The organism is Paracoccus subflavus, assembly GCF_004310345.1.
GTDB lineage: Bacteria > Pseudomonadota > Alphaproteobacteria > Rhodobacterales > Rhodobacteraceae > Paracoccus > Paracoccus subflavus.
In genome coordinates this window covers 117824-137673 of record NZ_SISK01000005.1, presented here as the reverse complement: position 1 = coordinate 137673, position 19850 = coordinate 117824, and the positions used below count along the sequence as shown (strand labels likewise).

Sequence of the window (19850 nt, the reverse complement as noted above, 5' to 3'; positions counted from 1 at the left end):
AAAGCCGCCTCAGATCAGCAGGTCTTCCAGTTGCTTGCCGCCTTCAAGGCTGTCCTGCACCCAGCGCGGCTTGCGGCCGCGTCCGGTCCAGGTCATCGTGGGATCCTCGGGATTGATGTATTTTGGCGGCACCGTTCCGATCCTTCGGGGCTTGCCGCCCGTCAGTTCTGCCAGGTTGAAGCCATGCTCGCGCGCGGCCTCCTCGATCGCGGCCAGGGCCTCGCGGCGCTTGCGATCCTCGTACGAGTTGATCGCACGGTCCAGTTTTGCCCGAAGATCACGCAATTCCTTGAGCGTCATCTTGTCCAGGTCGATGGTCATTTTCTGTTCATCCGTTAATAAATCGAATTGATAAAAGCAATATCATCTGAAACAGATAAACTTACAAGATGGGTTTTTATTAACGCGGACCTCGTTTGGCAAGAATGCGCTGCAGCGTTCGCCGGTGCATATGCAGTCGCCGTGCCGTTTCGCTGACATTCCGATCGCATTGTTCGTAAACCCGCTGAATATGTTCCCATCGCACGCGGTCGGCCGACATGGGATTTTCGGGTGGCGGGGGCAGGGCTTCACGATCCGAAAGTAACGCAGATGTGACGTCATTGGCATCGGCCGGCTTGGCCAGGTAATCCGTCGCGCCCATCTTCACGGCAGCGACCGCCGTGGCAATTGCTCCGTATCCGGTCAGAACGATGATGCGGGCGTCCGGGCGCAGATCGCGCAGCGCCTCGACCACGTCAAGACCGTTGCCGTCCTCGAGCCGCAGGTCGATCACGGCATAGGCCGGGGGCTTGTCGCGGATCAGGGCCAGGGCATCGGCCACGCTGACGGCGGTGCGCGAAACAAAGCCGCGCTTTTCCATGGCGCGGGCCAGCCGCGTCACGAAGATCTCGTCGTCATCGACCAGCAGCAGCGAGGGATCGGACCCTGGTCCCCTGGGGGCATGAGCTTGATCTTGCATGACAACCTTTCCGCCCTGACGGCAATCCAACCCTGGCTGTCGGCCAGACTGCCGCAAGGCCGGGCCGGGGGCAATCACTTCTCAGACGCTGGCATCCAGGATGCAGGCCACGCGTTCCGCCATGGCCTCGGGCGGGGCGTCGCGGCCAAAGAAATCGACCGTCCGGTTTCCCGGCAGCACCAGATAGGTGTTGGTCATGTGATCCATCAGATAGTATTCCTGATCCCCGGAATCCTGGGCCTTGTAATAATTGCGCCAGCCCTTGTTGACGGCGGCGATCTCCTCCTCCGATCCGGTCAGGGCGATCATGCCGCCGGGAAACAGGCCGGTGAAATCGGCCAGCACCTCGGGGGTGTCGCGGCGGGGGTCGATGGTCACGAAGACGGTCTGCACCTCCCTGCCCTGCTCGGCCAGGATCGCCGCGGCTTCGGCGTTGCGGGCGCTGTCCAGCGGGCACACGTCCGGGCAGAAGGTATAGCCGAAATACAAAAGCGAGGGCTTGGCAAAGACCTGCTCGGCCGTGACGCGCTGGCCGTCCTGGCGGGTCAGGGTGAAATCGGTGCCAAAGCCGTCCATGCCGCCCGCGATCGCGCTTGCGCCGCAACCGGCGATCCGGTCGTCGCCGCGGGTTGCCAGAAAGATCCCCCCCGCGGCCAGCATGGCCAGGGCCGCAACCGATCCGATCAGCAGAAGCCTGCGGTCTGCCATGACGTTCTCCTTTTTGCGCGGCGCATTGATCGCCCATCGCGCCGCGCGTATCAAGGTCCGCGATGCCGCACCAGGGACGCATGACCGAAGCCCTTCTCAGCATGGCCGATGCCCGCCACGCCCGCCCCCCCGAGGCCGAGCCGATCCGGATGCGCACGCTGGTGCAACTGCGCTGGTTCGCCATCGCCGGCCAGATGGCGGCGGTGGTGGTGGCGCTGATCATGGGCATCCAGTTCGCGCTGAAGCCCGTGCTGGCGCTGATCGCGACGGCGATCATCATGAACATCTGGATGGTCCTGTGGCCCCCGCGTCGGACATCGGCCCGCCGCGCGGTGGTGCAGCTCAGCTTTGACGTGGTCCAGATCTCGGCGCTGATGGCGCTGACGGGGGGGCTGGCCAATCCCTTCGCGCTGCTGGTGCTGGTCCCGGTCACGGTGGCCGCGACGGCGCTGACGCTGCGCAAGACCCTGCTGCTGGGCGCGGCGACCATGGCCGTGATCTCGGCCGCGTCGCTGTTCGCGCTGCCCCTGCACGACGCCAGCGGGCGCGAACTGGTGATGGCGCCAACCCTGGCCCTGGGTCACTGGACCGCCCTGATGATCGGGGTGGTATTCTTTGCGGGCTACGCGCACCGCGTCACGATCGAGCTTCAGGCGACATCGAACGCGTTGTTCGCCACCCAGATGGCGCTGGCGCGCGAACAGCGGCTGCAGCATCTGGGCGGCGTGGTCGCCGCCGCCGCGCACGAGATGGGCACCCCCCTGGCCACTATCAAGCTGATCGCGGCCGAACTGGCCGAGGAACTGGAGGATCGCCTGGACCTGCAGGCCGATGCCATCGCCTTGCGCGATTCAGCCGTGCGCTGCGCGGACATCCTGCGCAGCATGGGCCGGGCGGGCAAGGACGACCTTCATCTGCGCACGGCCCCGCTCAGGACCGTGCTGGAGGATGCGGCCGAACCCCATGCCAGCCGCGGCCCGGTGGTGGAAATCAAGGCGGGCGGGCTGACCATCCGCCGCGACCCGGCCATCATCCACGCGCTGCGCAACCTGATCCAGAATGCCGTGGATTTCGCAGCCAGCCGCGTGGTGATCGATTCGCAGATCGGCAACGGCTCGCTCTGCGTGACGATCCGCGACGACGGCCCAGGCTATCCCCCCGCCCTGCTGGCGCGCATCGACGACGCCTATCTGATCGGCCGCCGGGGCGGCCCCGCGCGCGAAGGCTACGATGGCATGGGGCTGGGCCTGTTCATCGCCAAGACCCTGCTGGAACGGTCGGGCGCGCGCCTGGGCTTTGCCAATGGCGGGCCGGGTGCCGTCGTCACGGTGCGCTGGCCGTTGGACCGGATCGTGGCCGATGCGCGCGTGCCGCTGGGACAGAATCCCGCACAGTCGATCTGATCTTTTAACTGTTCATTAAGCCTGTTCCTCCTATGGTTGCGGAAACGCGGGAGGGAGCAGGGGCATGGTCCTGCAGGGAATCGGGCTGGTCCTGACAGCGGTTCTGACGGGAACCGTTTCGGTGGTCTTGGCGGTGCTGGCGCTGCGCTGGTGGGACCGGGGGCCGGGACGGGGGCATCGGCGCCTGCCCCAGGGCCTTGAAACCAGCCTCCGGCCCACGGTGATGCTGTTCCGCGATGGCCGGCTGGTGGATGCCACCCCCCCCGCCCGCGCCCTTCTGGATCGCCTTTCCGCCGCCGAGGGCGACTGGACGCGCCTTCTGCAATGGATCGGGCCGCGCTTTCCCGATGCGATCGAGGCCCTGGACCGCCTTGATCGGCTGGGCCGTTTCGAATCGCTGGGCGGGACGGGATCGGGCAGCGCCGCCCTGCGGCTGGCGGTGGATCAGATCGAACCCGGCCTGCTGCGCGTTTCGATCACCGATCCGCAGGCGGAATACGCGGGCATCGTCGTGGACTCGATGTCCCAGCAGGCGATGGAGGAGGAACTGGACCTGCTGCGCCGGTCGCTGGATCAGACCCCGATGCTGGTCTGGCGCCAGGACGGCGAAGAGCGGGTGACATGGGCCAATGCCGCCTATCTGCGCAAGGCCGAGGCGGTCGCGGCCGAACCGATCGGCTGGCCTCTGCCGCGGCTGCTGGAATCGCCGCGCCCCGTGCCGGGGGCCGGCACCAAGACGCGCCGCGCCGCGCTGTCGCATAACGGGGCCGTATCGTGGTACGACTGCCACAGCCATCAGGTGGGCGATCATACCATGATGTTCGCCCTGCCCGCCGATGCGGCTGTGCGGGCCGAGCGGTCCTTGCGCGAATTCGTCCAGACCCTGACCAAGACCTTTGCCGACCTGCCCATCGGCCTGGCGATCTTCGACCGGCAGCGGCATCTGCAACTGTTCAATCCGGCCCTGATCGACCTGACGAACCTGCCCACCGGCTTCCTGACCGCGCGGCCCACGCTGTTCGACCTTCTGGACAAGCTGCGCGAATTGCGCATGGTTCCCGAGCCCAAGGATTTCCGAAGCTGGCGCCAGCAGATGAGCAATCTGGAAAGCGCCGCAGCGGTGGGCCACCATGTCGAGGAATGGTCGCTGCCGGGCGGCCAGACCTATCGCGTGACCGGGCGCCCCCATCCCGACGGCGCCGTGGCCTTTCTGTTCGAGGACATCACCTCGGAAATGAGCCTCACGCGCAAGTTCAGGGGGGAAATGGCCCTGGGCCACAGCATTCTGGACAACATGGGCGAGGCGGTGGTGGTTTTCGCACCGGGCGGGCAGGTGGCGTTGACCAATCAGGTTTATCGCGACCTGTGGCAGACGGTCCCCGGCAGCCTGGGCGCCGCCTTGGCCTGCTGGCAGGCCCATGCCGAAACCGGACCGGGGCTGCAAGCCCTGGCCGCACGCCTGGCGGATACCGAGGGAGGCCAGCGCGGCAGCGGCCTGATCGCAGGCCCGCAGGGCCGTCTGCTGGGCTGGACGGTGACCCGTTTGCCGGCAGGCCGGCAGATGGTGCGCTTTACCCTGCCCGATCCCTTGACCCTGCCCGACACCGCCCACCAGCCCGCGCTGACCGGCGCCACCGGCTGACGCCTGCCCCACAGGCATCGGCATTTGCAAGCCGGGATCCGCGGGTCGGGCCTGGCCTGTCTGTGCCTGCCATGCAGTTCCCGGAACACTTCAGTCAGAATATCGGGGGCCGACCCTGGAACCTTTCTGATGACAGGAAGGTCATTTTCCAGAGTTCCGCATTGTGGAACACGAAATAATCTTGATGGAGTTATTTGGAGTTCCCTTTTCCGGCGAAAAGGGTGTTTTACTGTTGCCAGCCCTTCGTCGTTGCCGGTATCCCTGCGCTGACAAGGATCTGTCCACATCCACGATATGGACAGCAGAACCGGCAAAGGCGGCCGGACTGTCCGCAGGAGGCTGGGGGATGCATCATACCGAGGCGCAGGAGGCCGAACCGGCGCTGGGCGGGATCGAGGCGCTGGCCGAACCCCAGCGTGCCGAGGCCTGGATGCGCCCGGTGGAAATCGCCGCTGCCGCCCTGCTGGTGGGAATGATCGTCACCGTTCTGACCAATGTCTTTTTCCGCTACGTGCTGGCGAAACCCCTGATCTGGGGGGACGAGGTCGCCTCGATCAGCTTCATCTGGATGGCCATGCTGGGCGCGGCCCTGGCCGTGGACCGGCACGAACACATGCGGTTGACGGTGTTCCTGCCGCTGCTGCCGGCCCGGTTGGCGCGGGTGCTGGAGATCGCGGGCAGCGTGCTGGTCTGCGTGCTGCTGGTCCGGCTGCTGCCGGTGGCGGTCGCCTATGCCTATGAGGAATCCTTCATCACCTCGCCCGCGCTGGGCCTGCCGATGTCCTGGCGGGCATCCGCCTTGCCGATGGGCATCGGGCTGATGGGATTGCTGATGGTGCTGTCGGTGATCCGCACGCGCGAATGGGCGGTCATCGGAGGCACTCTGGCTGTGGCGGGACTGCTGGCCGCCCTGCTGTGGTTCGCCAGGCCCGCCGTCCTGAGCCTTGGCAACTGGAACCTGCCCCTGTTCCTGGGCCTGTTCGCGGGCCTTCTGCTGATGATCGGTGTGCCCATCGCCTTCTGCTTTGCGCTGGCGACGCTGGGATACCTGACATTCGCCACCAGCGCACCGGTCTTCGTGATGATGGGGCGCATCGACGAGGGGATGTCGTCGCTGATCCTGCTGTCGGTGCCGGTTTTCGTGCTGCTGGGCTGTATCCTGGATGCGACCGGCATGGGCCGCGCCATCGTCGGCTTTCTTGCCTCCATGTTCGGCCATGTGAAGGCGGGGATGAGCTATGTCCTGCTGGGGTCCATGTTCCTGGTGTCGGGGATATCGGGGTCGAAGGTGTCGGACATGGCGACCGTTGCCCCCGCGCTGTTTCCCGAAATGCGCCGCCGGGGCCATTCCGCGCCGGAAATGACCGCGCTGCTGGCGACGGGGGCCGCCATGGCGGACACCGTGCCGCCATCCATCGTGCTGATCGTTCTGGGATCGGTCGCGGGCGTGTCCATCGCCGGGCTGTTCACCAGCGGCTTTGCCATCGCCATGGTGCTGCTGATCGTGCTGGCGATCCTGGCCCGCTGGAAGGCACGCGGCGAACGGATGGAGGGCGTGCGCCGCGCGCCCCTGAACGTCATCGGCAGGACCGCCCTGATCGCCGCGCCCGCCTTGGTGCTGCCCTTCATGATCCGCAGCCTGGTCGGCGGCGGGGTGGCCACCGCGACCGAGGTTTCCACCATCGCCACGCTTTACGCCTTCATCATCGGCGCGGTGCTCTATGGCGGCATTCCGCTGCGCCGCGTGGGCGGGATGCTGGTGGAAACCGCCGCCATGTCGGGGGCGATCCTGCTGATCCTGGGCGCCGCGTCGTCGATGGCCTGGGCGCTGACCCAGTCGGGCTTTGCGCGCGACCTGATGACGCTGGTCACCGGGCTGCCCGGCGGCTGGATCGTGTTCATGCTGGCCTCCATCGCGATCTTCCTGATCCTGGGCTGCATCCTGGAGGGCCTGCCCGCCATCGTGCTGCTGGCGCCGATCATGTTCCCCATCGCGCGCGGCCTGGGCATCCACGACATCCACTATGCCATGGTGATCGTCACGGCGATGAACATCGGCCTGATGGCGCCGCCCATCGGCATCGGATTTTACATTGCCTGCAAGATCGCCAATGTGCCCGCCGAACAGGTCATGGGACGGATCTGGTCCTATCTGGCCGCGCTGATGGTCGGCCTGCTGCTGATCGCCGCCGTGCCCTGGTTTTCCACCGCTTTGCTGTAACCCTTGCTTGATCCCTCTGGGAGGAGGACTTTCATGACCATCACCCGCCGTACCATCATGCTGGGCGCCGCTGCCGGCGCACTGGCCACGCCGTTCATCCGGGTCAGGCCCGCGATGGCCGCCGAATTCAGCTACAAGCTGGCCAACAACCAGCCGCTGGACCATCCCAGCAACGTCCGCCTGGCCGAGGCGCAGAAGGCGATCCTCGAGGCCACGGGCGGCCGGTTCGACCTGCAGATCTTTCCGTCGAACCAGTTGGGCGCGGATACCGACGTGCTGGGCCAGTTGCGGTCCGGCGGGGTGGATTTCTTCCAGCTTTCGCCGGTGATCCTGTCCACGCTGGTCCCCAACGCATCCATCAACGGGGTGGGCTTTGCCTTTCCGGACTATGACACCGTCTGGAAGGCCATGGACGGCGAACTGGGCGCCTATGCGCGCGGCCAGATCGAGGGCGCGGGCCTGGTGGTGATGGAAAAAATCTGGGACAATGGCTTCCGCCAGATCACCTCGTCCACCAAGCCGATCGAAACGCCCGCCGATCTGGAAGGCTTCAAGATCCGCGTTCCCGTGTCGCCCCTGTGGACGTCGCTGTTCACCGCCTTCGGTTCGGCCCCCGCATCCATCAACTTTGCCGAGGTCTATACCGCGTTGCAGACCGGCATCGTGGACGGACAGGAAAACCCGCTGGCGATCCTGAAGGTCGCCAAGCTGTGGGAGGTGCAGAAATACTGTTCCATGACCAACCACATGTGGGACGGCTTCTGGCTGCTGGGCAACCGCCGCGCCTGGGGCGCCCTGCCCGAGGACATCCAGCAGGCCGTGGCCGACAATTTCAACGATGCCGCCGTCAAGCAGCGTGCCGATATCGCCCAGATGAACGGAACGCTTCGCAGCGAACTGGAAACGAACGGTTTCGTCTTCAACGACCCCGATCCCAAGGCGTTCGAGGACAAGCTGCGCGAGGCGGGCTTTTATGGGGAATGGAAGAACACCTATGGCGACGAAGCCTGGGCCATTCTGGAAAGCGCCGTCGGCCGGCAGCTTGCCTGATGCGTGACGGGGCAGCCCCTTCCGACAGCGGCGGGACGCAGGCGGTGGCGCGTGCGCTGTCCTTGCTGTCGCTGGTCGGGCGGGGTGGCGCGCAGGGCTTGGGGCTGGCGCAGCTTGCGGCAGCCTCGGGCCTGGCACGCCCCACGGCGCGGCGGCTGCTGCTGGCGCTGGGCGCGGCGCGGATGGTCGAACAGGACCGGATGACCCGGCGCTATTACCTGGGTCCGGAAACCTATCTGCTGGCGGGGTTCGCCGCCGAACGCCACGGCATCCTGCACCATGCCCGCGACGCCATGGTGCGCCTGGCAAAGGATACCGGCGACACGGTGCTGCTGACCGTGCCGCAGGACGACCATACCCTGTGCCTGGAACGGATCGAGGGCGATTTCCCGGTCCGCACCCATGCCCTGATGCGGGGCGACCGCAAGCCCGCGGGCGTCGGCGCCGGCGCCCTGGCGATCCTGGCCTCCCTGCCCCCGTCCGAGGCCCAGGCCCTGCTGGATCGCGTGGCGCCGCTGGTGGGCGATCTGATGCCGGGCCTGGTCAGCGATCTGGCCCGCGCCCGCGCCCATGGCCATGCCCTGAACCCCGGTCGTGTGGTGCCGGGATCCTGGGGTCTGGGCGTCGCGATCCGCTGGCCGGACGGCCGCCCTGCGGGCGCGCTGTCCATCGCCGCCATCGAAAACCGCATGACCCCTGCGCGGCAGGCCGACCTGGCCGCTGCGCTGCACCGCGAGGCGCAGGCGACCGCCGCCCGCCTTGCCGGTCCTGACCCACAAAGGAGAACAGCATGACCGACCCCCTGATCGTCGGCTGGGCGCATACCAGGTTCGGCAAGTCCGAGGCGCCCGACACCATGGCCCTGATGGCCGAGGTGGCCCTGCCCGCGCTGGACCATGCCGGCATCGCGCCGGATGCCGTCGATGGCATCTTCACCGGCGTCTACAACAACGGCTTCCAGCGGCAGGATTTCCAGGGCGCGCTTGTCGCCATGGGCAGCCCGGACCTGGCGGGCGTGCCCTTCATGCGCACCGAGAACGCCTGCGCCACCGGATCGGCCGCGCTCTATGCCGCCGCCGATTTCATCGCCTCGGGCCGCGGCAGGGTCGCGCTGGTGATCGGCGCCGAAAAGATGACCGCCATTCCCATCGCCGATGTGGGCGGCGTGCTGCTGTCGGCCAGCTATGTCGCCGAAGAAGGCGACACGCCCGGCGGCTTCGCGGGCGTCTTTGGCCGGATCACCGACAGCTATTTCCAGAAGAACGGCGACCGGTCCGAGGAACTGGCGATGATCGCCGCCAAGAACCACGAGAACGGCGCGCGCAACCCCTATGCCCATATGCAGAAGGCGTTCGACGTGGCCTTCTGCAACACCCCGTCCGACAAGAACCCGCTGGTCGCCGGGCCGCTGCGGCGCACCGACTGTTCGCTGGTCTCCGACGGGGCAGCGGCGATCGTGCTGGCCGCGCCCGAGGTGGCCGAAACCCTGTCGCGGGCCATCCGCTTCCGCGCCCGCGCCCAAGTGGGCGACATGCTGGCCCTGTCGCGCCGCGACCCGACCGAATTCGCGGGCGCCCACCGCGTCTGGCGCAAGGCGCTGGATCAGGCGGGGCTGGCGATCACCGACCTGTCACTGGTCGAGACCCATGACTGCTTCACCACCGCCGAGATGATCGAATACGAGGCGATGGGTCTGGCCCCGCGCGGCCAGGGCTGGCGCGTGATCCGCGAGGGCACGACGCGCATGGACGGCGCGCTGCCCGTGAACCCCTCGGGCGGGTTGAAGTCGCGCGGCCATCCCATCGGCGCGACCGGTGTGTCCCAGCACGTCATGGCGGCGATGCAACTGATGGATGACGCGGGCGCGATGCAGGTGTCCGGCGCGACGCTGGCCGGCGTCTTCAACATGGGCGGCACGGCGGTCGCGAACTATTGTTCGATCCTGGAGCGGCAGAAATGACCGATCCGGCGGGCGGGTTGGCCCCGGTGTCCACCCGTGTGATGAACCTTGCGACCTTTCTGGCGCAGGCCGCGCAGCGCGATCCCGACGGCGTGGCCCTGGTGATGGGCGATGCCCGCTGGACCTGGACCGAATGGAACGCCCGCACCGATGCGCTCGCCCATGCGCTGCAGATGCGCTTTGGCCTGCAAAAGGGCGACCGGGTGATGTGCCAGTCCCAGAACTGCATGGAGATGATGCAGGCGATGTTCGCGGTCTGGCGCGCGGGGGGTGTCTGGGTGCCCGCCAACTTTCGCCAGACGCCTGATGAGATGGCCTATCTGACCCGGGCATCCAGGGCGACGCTGATGGTCTGCAACGCAGGCTTCCCGGACCACGCGGCGGCCTGCGGGGTGACGACCCTGGCCTTCGGGCAGGCCGATTTCGGGCCGGACGTGACGGCGATCACCGCCGACCACAGGGGGGAACGTCCGCAGGTGGCGGCGGTGGACCGGGACGATCCCTGCTGGTTCTTCTTCACCTCGGGGACCACGGGGCGGCCCAAGGCGTCGGTCCTGACGCATGGCCAGATGGCCTTCGTGGTCACGAATCATCTGGCCGACCTGATGCCGGGGCTGACGGCGGACGATGCCTCGCTGGTGGTGGCGCCGCTGTCGCATGGCGCCGGGGTGCATCAACTGACCCAGGTGGCGCGGGGGGTGAAAACGATCCTGCTGCCCACCGAACGCTTTGACGTGGCCCAGGTCTGGGATCTGGTGCGCGACTGGCGCGTGTCCACGATGTTCACCGTGCCCACCATCCTGAAGCTGCTGGTGGAACATCCCTCGACCGCCGCGGCCGACACCTCGTCGCTGCGCTATGTCATCTATGCCGGGGCGCCGATGTACCGGGTGGACCAGCAACGCGCGCTGCGGACCCTTGGGCCGGTGCTGGTCCAGTATTTCGGCCTGGGCGAGGTGACGGGCAACATCACCGTCCTGCCCGCCCATCTGCACCAGGCCGAGGACGGACCCATGGCCCGCATCGGCACCTGCGGTTACGCCCGCACGGGCATCGAGATCCAGATCCAGGACGACAACGGCGCCGAGGTCGCGCCGGGCGAAACCGGAGAGATCTGCTGCATCGGCCCTGCCGTCTTTGCCGGATACTACGACAACCCCGAGGCCAACGCGAAATCCTTTCGCGACGGCTGGTTCCGCACCGGCGATCTGGGCCACATGGACGATCAAGGCTTCGTCTATATCACCGGCCGGCAGTCGGACATGTTCATCTCGGGCGGGTCGAACGTCTATCCGCGCGAGATCGAGGAGAAGATCCTGACCCATCCCGCCATCAGCGAGGTCGCGGTGCTGGGCGTCCCCGACCCCCTGTGGGGCGAGATCGGCTGGGCCGTCTGCGTGGCGAACGCCCCCGTGGCCGAGGCGGATCTGGCCGCCTTCCTGGACGGCAAGCTGTCGCGATATAAAATGCCCAAGCGGTTCCTGTTCTGGGATGCCCTGCCGAAATCGGCCTATGGCAAGATCACCAAAAACATGATCCGCGAGGAACTGGAAGCCCGCGGCATGATCGCATGAGCGGTCCTGTCAGTCAGGAGCGGATGATCCATCCCGGCCCGCGCGCGGCCGATCGCGCGGTGGCGGTGCGGGCCGACCTGCGGCCGGTTTCGGGCGTGCTGCCGGCAGGCCGGACGGTGATGGCGGCGGTGGCGCGGCTGTTCGCCGACGCGGGCTGCAAGGGCGGCGTGGTCTGGCTGGACGGCGTGACCTGCGATCCCCTGCGCTTCGTGCTGCCCGCGCCATCGACCGACGGCATCCATGCGGCCTGGTATTCGGACCTCCATGCGCCCCATGGTCCCGTCACCATCGGACGCGCCACCGCGACGGTCGGCTGGAAGAATGGCGCGCCGTTTCTGCATTGCCACGGCACATGGGGCGGGACGATGGGCCACCTGCTGCCATCGGAGTCCGTTTTGGCGGCGGATGCCCGCGTCGCCGGCATCGGCGCGCCGGATGCCTGGTTCGAGGCGCTGCCGGACCCCGAGACGGCCTTCACCCTGTTCACCCCGCAGGGCGGCGGCGGCGTCACGGGCCTGCTGGCCCGGGTCCTGCCCGGAGAGGATGTGACGACGGCCATCGAAACGCTGTGCGCGTGCCACGGCATCGGGGATGCCCGTCTGCATGGCGTGGGCAGCATCGACCATGTCCGCTTCGAGGGTGGCGGCCGCATGGACTGCCATGCCACCGAATTGCGGCTGGACGGCGCCACCTTGACGGCCGGCCGGGCCACGATCCCGATCGAGGTCGTGGACATTGCCGGCACCATCATGCGCGGCAGGCTGGAACGGGGGACAAACCCGGTCGGCGTGACGCTGGAACTGCTTATCGAAAGGACAGACACATGACGCAGGATGCAAAGGTCGCCCTTGTGACGGGCGGATGCAGGGGCATCGGCCTGGCCGCGACCGAGATTTTCCTGGAACAAGGCTGGCGCGTCGCCGTCGTGGATCGCGACACCGACGAATTGCACCGGGTCTGCGATGCGATGGACAATGTCCTGCCGGTCGAGGCCGACGTGTCGAACCCGCAGGCCGTGGACGGCATGATCCGCGAGACGGTTGCCCGATTCGGCCGCGTCGATGCCCTGGTCAACAATGCGGGCGTCGCGCTGTTTTCGCGCGCGAACAGAACCAGTTTCGAGGACTGGCGCGAGGTGATGGCCGTCAACCTGGACGGGGTGTTCCTGTGCACGCAGGCCGCCATTCCCGAACTGGCGAAAACGCGGGGCGCCATCGTCAATATCGCCTCGATCTCGGGGCTTCGGGCCTCGACGCTGCGGGTGGCCTATGGCACCTCCAAGGCCGCCGTCATCCACCTGACCAAGCAGTTCGCGGCCGAGCTGGGCGAACAGGGCATCCGCGTCAACTGCGTGGCCCCCGGCCCGGTCCGGACCAAGCTGGCCATGGCCGTCCACGCCCCCGAGATCATCGCCGCCTATTACGACGCCATCCCGCTGAACCGCTATGGCGAGGCGCGCGAGATCGCCGAGGCCATCGTGTTCCTGTGTTCCGACAAGGCCAGCTTCATTTCCGGCCAGACCCTTGCCGTGGACGGCGGGTTCGAGGCAACCGGCGTGGGCCTGCCGGCGCTCCGGCGTGAGGAGGGCACCCAGCGGCAGACATGACGCCCGCCAGAATTCTTTAAAGCAAAATCTAAACCATGCCATATTATATAGGGCATGGTTTTTTTATAATTGATATTTGAAAAACAATATTTGATATGATATTAGTTTATCTGGCGATAGAGTTTCGGAGTATTTTCAAAGTCCGAATGATCGCCTGCCGCAGCACTGCCGCGGAACCTGTGTCCGGCGCATGTCCCATGCGCCGGCTGGATAACGATTGTTCTGGAGAAAGATATGCTGTTTTCGCTTAGCCATGGAACCCGGATCGTGCAGGATGCCGCGGTTCCGCACCCGGCCGACCCAGCCCCCCGCGGCGCAGGCCTCAGGGGCCGCACGGCGGTTCTGGAAAATCCGGCCGTTACGATGACCCGGCTTGACCTCAGGCCCCTTGTCGCCGTGATGGACGGCGCGGCGCGGACCCGGTCGGTCCATGCCCGGTCGATGGAAACCGCCGCCGGTGCCTTTCGCTATCTGTTCCGCGATGCGCCGGGCCTGCCCGAATCGGCCGAAACGCTGGCCGCGCTGGACCAGTTGGCCGAAAGCATGGCGACGGAAACGCCGGGTGATGGCGATGCCGCGATCCCGCCGATCTATACCTATTTCGGCCAGTTCATCGATCATGACATCACCGCCAACACCGATCGCGAGGTGTCCGGCCTGTCCGAGATCAGGGGCGATATCGCACCCGCTGACCGGACCCGCGTGGAACAGGAACTGGACAACCTGCGCGACGGGTCGCTGGGGCTGGACAGCCTTTACGGCGATTCGCCCGATCAGGGGGATTTTGCCCTGAAGCTGGCCCGGTTGATGCGCCACCCGACATTCACCGACAAGATGCGCCTGGGCGTGACGGCCGATTCCGGGGGCGGGCGTCCGCCGCTGCCTGCCGATCCGGCGGCAGACCTGTTGCGGCTGGGATTTCTGATGGACCGGGGCGACATCACGCAGGCCGAGCTGGACGCGCTTGACCCCGCGCTGCGCGAAAATTTCGTGAACGAGAACGGCCCGATCCGCACCCGTGCCATCATCGGCGACGGGCGCAATGACGAAAACCTGCTGGTGGCGCAACTGCATGTGGCCTTTTTGCGGCTGCACAACCGGTTCGTGGATCTGGGCAACGGCTTTCAGGGCGCCCGCGACCTGACGCGCTTTCATTACCAGTGGCTGGTGCTGAACGATTTTCTGCCCACGATCTGCGCAAACGATGTGGTGGACGAGGTTCTGGCCACCGGCGCGCCCCTGTATGCCGAGTTCCTGGCCGCCAATCCGCCCGCCGATCCCGTCAAGATGCCGATGCCGCTGGAATTCTCGGTCGCGGGGTTCCGCTTCGGACATTCCATGGTGCGCGGCGGCTATGACCACAACCGCTTCTTCGGGCGCGCGGTCGCGGGGTCTGCGCAACTTCTGCCCTTTGCGACCTTTACGCAGTTGTTCGAATTCACCGGCAGCGGCGGAATGCCCTCGCCCCTGACGGCCGATCCCAAGACGTCGCTGCCGGGAAACTGGGTGATCGAGTGGGAACGGTTCGTTCATGCCGAAACGCCGCTGCGGTCGGCGCGCAGGATCGACACGCATCTGGCCCCGCCGCTGGATGACATGATCAACCAGCGCGACCCCGAGCCCGAGCCGGGCCAGCCTGCGCCGGCCCCGGTCATGAAGCGGCTGGCGATGCGCAACCTGCGGCGCGGATACCGGCTGAACATGCCCTCGGCCCAGTCCCTGATCGCGGCCATCAATGCGACCGGGCTTTATCGCCCGATCCCGGTGCTGACCCCGGCGCAGGTGGCCGAGGGTCGGGATTTCCTGACCGCTGCCGGTCTGGATGCGGCGACGCCCCTGTGGTTCTATGTCCTGCGCGAGGCCGAGGCGGTGGGCGGCCATCACTTGGGTGCGCTTGGCAGCCATCTGGTCGCCAACACCCTGACCGGGCTGGTGGTCAACGATCCGGCGTCCTACTGGAACGCCCGGATCGACGGGCATCGCTGGTCGCCGCATCTGTTCCGGCCGTCCGAACCGATCGACAGCCTCAAGGCGATGCTGCGCTTTACCGGGCTTCTGACCTGAGGATCGGCGCCCCGTCCTGGCCGAATTCCTCGGCCAGGGTCTGCACCATCCGCCGCCCCAGGGGACCGGGACGGCGATGGGCGGGCCAGGCCACGACCACGGTGCGGACCGGGTGGAATTGCATGTCCTCGCATGTCAGGGCCACGACCTCGCCGCGCGCGATCTCGGGGGCAAAGGTGCTGCTGGCGGAAAAGCACCAGCCAAGGCCCGCCGACACCATGGACTTGATGAGTTCGACGTCGTTGACCGTCCAGACATCGGCCGAAAACAACCGCCCCACCCGTTCCATGTCGATCTGGGGCGAACCCACGTAATAGATCTGGCGTTCCTGGCCAAGGGTCCGCATCGCCAGCGGCTGCGGCATCCGCGCCAAAAGGTGATCGGTCGCGCAGACCGGGCCCAGCGTCTCGCTGCCCAGATGCCGGGCGGAAATGTCCGATGGAATCGCGGCAGCCAGCGTCAGGGCAAAGTCGAAACTGCCGTCGCGCAGATCGTCCCACAGCGTCGCCAGCGACGAGTTGAAGAACTGGAACCGCGCATGGGGATGGTCGCGGCCAAAGACCCGCAGCGCCCGGTTCAGGTGGGCGCGGGGAAACAGCACGTCGATCAACACCCGAAGGCGCGTTTCCTCGCCTTTTTCCAGCGATGCGGCATGGGTGACAAAGCTGCGCGCGCCCTCGACGACGCTGCGCGCCTCGGCCAAAAGGACGCGCCCCCGTTCGGTCAGCTCGGCCCGGTTCGGCCCCCGTCCCAGCAGCGCAAAGCCGCATTGCCCCTCGAGCTGGGCCAGCGAATAGCTGACCGAGGAGATGGGCCGCCGCAACTCTCGTGCCGCCGCGGTCAGGCTGCCGTGATCGGCGATGGCACAGAAGGCGCGCAGGTGATCGACAAGATTGGGGTGCATTTCAGGAATCCCGAAAAGATTTTGCCAATCTTTTCGGTTTACCGAAAAACCGATCCAGTGCTAGCCTTTCTTCAAAGGCCGGGAAAAAAGCCGGCTTGCAAGACTGTTTGGGAGGACAGGCTATGCACGGATTTCTGGTTCCCATGCGGTTTCCCGCATGACCGGCGACAACGTTCTTGTGTGCGACAATATCGTGCGCCGCTTTGGCGGGGTTGTGGCGCTGAAAAACGTCTCGGTCGCGGTCAGGCAGGGCGAGATTTTCGGTCTGGTCGGCCCCAACGGGTCGGGCAAGACCACGCTGGTCAACGCCATCACCGGGTTCTATCCCCCGCAAGACGGCACGATCACGCTGGACGGGCAGAAGATCAACGGGCTGAAGCCGTTCCGCATCGCGTCCATGGGCGTGGCCCGCACCTTTCAGAACGTCGCGCTGTTCCATGGAATGAGCGTTCTGGACAATATCCTGATGGGCCGGCACATCTTCATGAAGCCCAATCCGCTGGCGTCGTTCCTGTATCCCTGGTGGGCGCAAAAGGAAGAAATCGCCCATCGCCGCCATGTCGAGGAGGTGATCGACCTTCTGCAACTGGCGCCCGCCCGCGACGAACATGTCGATGTGATTCCCCTGGGCCTGCAAAAGCGGGTCGAACTGGCCCGCGCGCTGTGCGCCGAACCCAAGCTGCTGGTCCTGGACGAGCCGATGGCGGGGATGAACCAGGAAGAAAAGGAATACATGGTCCGCTTCATCCTGGACGCCCAGGATGCCCTGGGCCTGACGGTGCTGATCATCGAACATCACATGGATGTCGTGACCGCGCTGTGCGACCGGGTGCTGGTGCTGAACAATGGCCAGGAAATCGCCCAGGGTCCGGCCCGCGAAGCCATCGCCGATCCCCGCGTGGTCGAGGCCTATATCGGAAAGCCCCGCAATGCAGCATGATCCCGTGAACATGGCCCAGGCTCGGGCGCTGCACCCGAACTGGCGGATCGACGACACGATCCTTGCCCGTCTGGCCCGGAACGCCGCCGAGGCCCCCCACCAGATCGCCATGCGCGAGCGCGACCACGGCATCTGGCAGGAATACAGTTGGGCCGACTATCTGCGCGCGGTGGTGGAATTCGCCGCGGGCCTCGAGGCGCGCGGCGTGAAGCCCGGCGACGTGGTCCTGGTGATCGGCGACAACCGCCCCAAGCTGTATTTCGCCATGCTGGGCGCGGCCTGCCTGCGGGCCATCCCGTCCCCCGCCTATGCCGATGCGCCCACCGAGGAACTGGCCGCGCAGATGGAGCGCGAGGATATCCGCGTGGCCGTAGCCGAGGATCAGGAACAGGTCGACAAGATGCTGGAGGCCAAGAGCCGCTGGACCCATCTGGATCTGATCGTTTACGACGACCCGCGCGGGCTGGCCGGACGCGAACCTTCGGGCGTGGCGGGCTTTGACGCCATCCGGGCCGAGGGTGCGGCACGCCTGGCCGCCGATCCAGGCCTTGCGAAATCGCTGATCGAACGATCGACCGTCCACGACATCGTGGTGCTGATGCATTCGTCGGGCACCACCGGGGCGCCCAAGGGCATTCCGCTGAAGCACGGGCATGTCCTGTCGGGTGTCCGCAACGCCGCCGCCGCCGGATATTTCGGACCGGGAGAGGTCCACATGGCCTATCTGCCGATGGCCTGGGTGGGCGATTTCATCTTTTCGGTGGGCGCCGCGATGGAGTTGCGCTTTACCGTCAACATCCCCGAGGCCAACGAAACCGCCCTGCACGACCTGCGCGAAATGGCGCCCACGCTGTATTTCGCATCCCCCCGCGCCTGGTCGGCGATGCTGACGCGCGTGCAGGTTGGCATTGCCGAGACCACCGGGCTGAAGCGCAGGCTGTACGATTACTTCATGCCCCGCGCCATGGCCGCGGAACGCGCCCGGCTGGACGGCAGGTCCGCAGGCACCGGTCTGTCGCGGTTTCTGGGCGAATGGCTGGTCTATGGACCGATCCGCGACCAGCTTGGTCTGGGCCGCGTGCGTCGCGCCTATACCGCCGGCGAGGCGATCGGCGAGGACGTGTTCCTGTGGTTCCGCGCCATCGGCCTGAACCTGCGCCAGTTCTATGGCCAGACGGAAAACTGCGCCCTGGCCGTGGCCCAGAACCCCGAGGACATCTCGTTGACCACGGTCGGCCGGCCGTTCCCCGGCGTCGAGATGAAGATCGACGAGGGCGGCGAGATCCTGCTGCGCGGCGACAACATCTTCGACGGTTATTTCCAGAACCCCAAGGCCACCGCCGAGGCGTTACAGGACGGCTGGCTGCACACCGGCGACGCGGGCCAGATCGAACCCGACGGGCAACTGGTGGTGCTGGGCCGCGTGTCCGAGGTGGTGGAGAAACGCGACGGCACCCGGTTCATCGCCACCTATATCGAGAACCGGCTGAAATTCAGCGCCTATATCAAGGACGCCGCCGTGATCGGGCAGGGCCGCGACATGCTGGTGGCAATCGTCTGCATCGACTTCCAGGCGGTGGGTCAATGGGCGCAGGAACATGGCGTGGCCTATACGTCCTATGCCGAGCTGTCGCAGCATCCGGGCGTTTACGACCTGATCGACCGGGAAATTGCCGCCGTGAACACGCATCTGCCGCACGGCCTGTCCATCGACCGATTCGTCAACCTGCACAAGGAATTCGACCCCGACGACGGAGAAGTGACGCGGACCCGCAAGCTCAAGCGCAACGTGATCGACGACCGCTATGGCCCGATCATCGAGGCGCTGAACGCGGGCCACGACAAGATCGATTTCAAGGCGCAGATCACCTATGAAAACGGCCAGACCGGATCGCTGGACCGGGAATTGCGGCTGTCCGACGTGAAGGGGGCCGCGTGATGGCGTATTTCCTGGAACTGCTGATCAGTGGGGCGCTGACCGGCCTCATGTATTCGCTGGTCGCCCTGGGCTTCGTGCTGATCTACAAATCGGCGGGCGTGCCGAACCTGGCGCAGGGCGCCCTGGTGATGACCGCGGGCTATTCGGTCTGGATGGTGATGGCCTGGGGGCTGCCGGTGTGGATCGCCATCCCGCTGGCCGCCGCGATCATGTTCGGCTTTGGCCTGATCGTCGAACGGCTGTTGTTGCGCCGGATGGTGGGCCAGCCGGTCATCATGGTCGTCATGCTGACCCTGGGGCTGGAGATTCTGCTGCGCGGCCTGGTGCCGGGCATCCTCGGCTCGACGCCCAAGCCCATCGACCTGGGCATCGATTTCGCCCCCATCATCATCGGCGACGTGTTCATCAACCGCACCTCGCTGTATGGGGGCATCGCGGCCCTGGCCCTGGTCGGCGCCTCGCTGCTCTTCTTCCGCACCCGGCTGGGGACCAAGCTGCGCGCGGTGTCCGACGATCACGTGTCAAGCTGGGCGGTGGGCATTTCCGTGGAACGCGCCATCGGGATCTCCTGGGGGCTGGCGGGCATCGCGGCGGTGGTGGCGGGGGCGCTGTGGGGATCGTCGCAGGGGGTGGACTGGACGCTGTCTATGCTGCTGTTTCCCGCCGTGGCGGTGGTGATCCTGGGCGGCGTCGATTCGATCCCGGGCGTGGTGGTGGGGGGCATCCTGGTGGGTGTCCTGGGCACCGTCATCCCCGGCTATCTGGACAGTTTCGTGGGCGGATCGACGCGCGACGTGGTGACGTCGCTGATCATCCTGCTGACCATCATGGTCCGCCCCTTTGGCATCTTCGGCCGCGAAGACATCGAAAGGATCTGA

Annotated in this window: 17 protein-coding genes; 13 read left to right on the top strand and 4 right to left on the bottom strand. The window is 66.4% G+C overall.

The genetic code is table 11. The annotated features are described in order from the left end of the window. Positions 1–9: 9 nt before the first annotated feature. The 3 genes from EYE42_RS08595 to EYE42_RS08585 all read right to left on the bottom strand — a co-directional run bounded on the left by EYE42_RS08595 (position 10) and on the right by EYE42_RS08585 (position 1669). Positions 10–321: an H-NS histone family protein gene (locus EYE42_RS08595; protein ID WP_130990908.1), complete on the bottom strand. Its 312-nt coding sequence runs from the start codon at positions 319–321 to the stop codon at positions 10–12. A gap of 79 nt (positions 322–400) precedes the next feature. Next, positions 401–961 (bottom strand): ActR/PrrA/RegA family redox response regulator transcription factor, encoded by a 561-nt coding sequence (locus EYE42_RS08590; RefSeq protein ID WP_130990907.1) that lies wholly within the window; start codon positions 959–961, stop codon positions 401–403. An 81-nt stretch (positions 962–1042) separates the two neighbouring features. Next, complete coding sequence (locus EYE42_RS08585; RefSeq protein ID WP_130990906.1) at positions 1043–1669, bottom strand: SCO family protein; 627 nt, start codon at positions 1667–1669, stop codon at positions 1043–1045. A gap of 80 nt (positions 1670–1749) precedes the next feature. Between EYE42_RS08585 and EYE42_RS08580 the strand changes: the two genes are divergently transcribed. The 10 genes from EYE42_RS08580 (at position 1750) to EYE42_RS08535 (ending at position 15189) form a co-directional block, all read left to right on the top strand. Continuing rightward, positions 1750–3072 (top strand): ActS/PrrB/RegB family redox-sensitive histidine kinase, encoded by a 1323-nt coding sequence (locus EYE42_RS08580; protein WP_130990905.1) that lies wholly within the window; start codon positions 1750–1752, stop codon positions 3070–3072. Positions 3073–3136: 64 nt separating this feature from the next. Beyond that, complete coding sequence (locus EYE42_RS08575) at positions 3137–4714, top strand: PAS-domain containing protein (RefSeq protein ID WP_130990904.1); 1578 nt, start codon at positions 3137–3139, stop codon at positions 4712–4714. Between the two features lie 346 nt (positions 4715–5060). Further along, positions 5061–6935, top strand: coding sequence for a TRAP transporter large permease (locus EYE42_RS08570; RefSeq protein WP_130990903.1), 1875 nt, complete (start codon positions 5061–5063; stop codon positions 6933–6935). A 33-nt stretch (positions 6936–6968) separates the two neighbouring features. Next, the gene (locus tag EYE42_RS08565) at positions 6969–7985 is read left to right on the top strand and encodes a TRAP transporter substrate-binding protein (protein WP_130990902.1); all 1017 of its coding nucleotides are present in this window, start codon (positions 6969–6971) and stop codon (positions 7983–7985) included. Continuing rightward, on the top strand, positions 7985–8779 hold the full coding sequence (locus tag EYE42_RS08560) for an IclR family transcriptional regulator (RefSeq protein ID WP_130990901.1): 795 nt from the start codon (positions 7985–7987) through the stop codon (positions 8777–8779). Before EYE42_RS08565 ends, EYE42_RS08560 begins: the two co-directional genes overlap by 1 nt. Further along, the gene (locus EYE42_RS08555) at positions 8776–9945 is read left to right on the top strand and encodes an acetyl-CoA acetyltransferase (protein WP_130990900.1); all 1170 of its coding nucleotides are present in this window, start codon (positions 8776–8778) and stop codon (positions 9943–9945) included. Before EYE42_RS08560 ends, EYE42_RS08555 begins: the two co-directional genes overlap by 4 nt. Beyond that, a complete protein-coding gene (locus EYE42_RS08550; protein ID WP_130990899.1) occupies positions 9942–11519 on the top strand; it encodes an acyl-CoA synthetase in 1578 nt (525 codons plus the stop codon). Before EYE42_RS08555 ends, EYE42_RS08550 begins: the two co-directional genes overlap by 4 nt. Next, the gene (locus EYE42_RS08545) at positions 11516–12346 is read left to right on the top strand and encodes a PPC domain-containing DNA-binding protein (protein ID WP_246020667.1); all 831 of its coding nucleotides are present in this window, start codon (positions 11516–11518) and stop codon (positions 12344–12346) included. The genes EYE42_RS08550 and EYE42_RS08545 overlap by 4 nt, the downstream gene beginning before the upstream one ends. Further along, a complete protein-coding gene (locus tag EYE42_RS08540; protein WP_130990898.1) occupies positions 12343–13125 on the top strand; it encodes an SDR family NAD(P)-dependent oxidoreductase in 783 nt (260 codons plus the stop codon). The genes EYE42_RS08545 and EYE42_RS08540 overlap by 4 nt, the downstream gene beginning before the upstream one ends. A 234-nt stretch (positions 13126–13359) precedes the next feature. Next, entirely contained in the window at positions 13360–15189 is a 1830-nt protein-coding gene (locus EYE42_RS08535) for a peroxidase family protein (protein ID WP_130990897.1), read from the top strand. On the opposite strand, the gene EYE42_RS08530 is transcribed toward EYE42_RS08535, so the two are convergent. Next, on the bottom strand, positions 15170–16093 hold the full coding sequence (locus EYE42_RS08530; protein ID WP_130990896.1) for a LysR family transcriptional regulator: 924 nt from the start codon (positions 16091–16093) through the stop codon (positions 15170–15172). The genes EYE42_RS08535 and EYE42_RS08530 overlap by 20 nt on opposite strands. A gap of 157 nt (positions 16094–16250) precedes the next feature. Here EYE42_RS08530 and EYE42_RS08525 point away from each other — a divergent pair, with 157 nt between their 5' ends. Genes EYE42_RS08525 through EYE42_RS08515 form a run of 3 tightly spaced genes read left to right on the top strand, consistent with a single transcriptional unit; the run spans position 16251 to position 19850 of the window. Next, on the top strand, positions 16251–17033 hold the full coding sequence (locus EYE42_RS08525; protein WP_130990895.1) for an ABC transporter ATP-binding protein: 783 nt from the start codon (positions 16251–16253) through the stop codon (positions 17031–17033). Then, positions 17023–18972, top strand: coding sequence for an AMP-dependent synthetase/ligase (locus tag EYE42_RS08520; RefSeq protein WP_130990894.1), 1950 nt, complete (start codon positions 17023–17025; stop codon positions 18970–18972). The genes EYE42_RS08525 and EYE42_RS08520 overlap by 11 nt, the downstream gene beginning before the upstream one ends. Continuing rightward, positions 18972–19850: a branched-chain amino acid ABC transporter permease gene (locus EYE42_RS08515; protein ID WP_130990893.1), complete on the top strand. Its 879-nt coding sequence runs from the start codon at positions 18972–18974 to the stop codon at positions 19848–19850. The genes EYE42_RS08520 and EYE42_RS08515 overlap by 1 nt, the downstream gene beginning before the upstream one ends.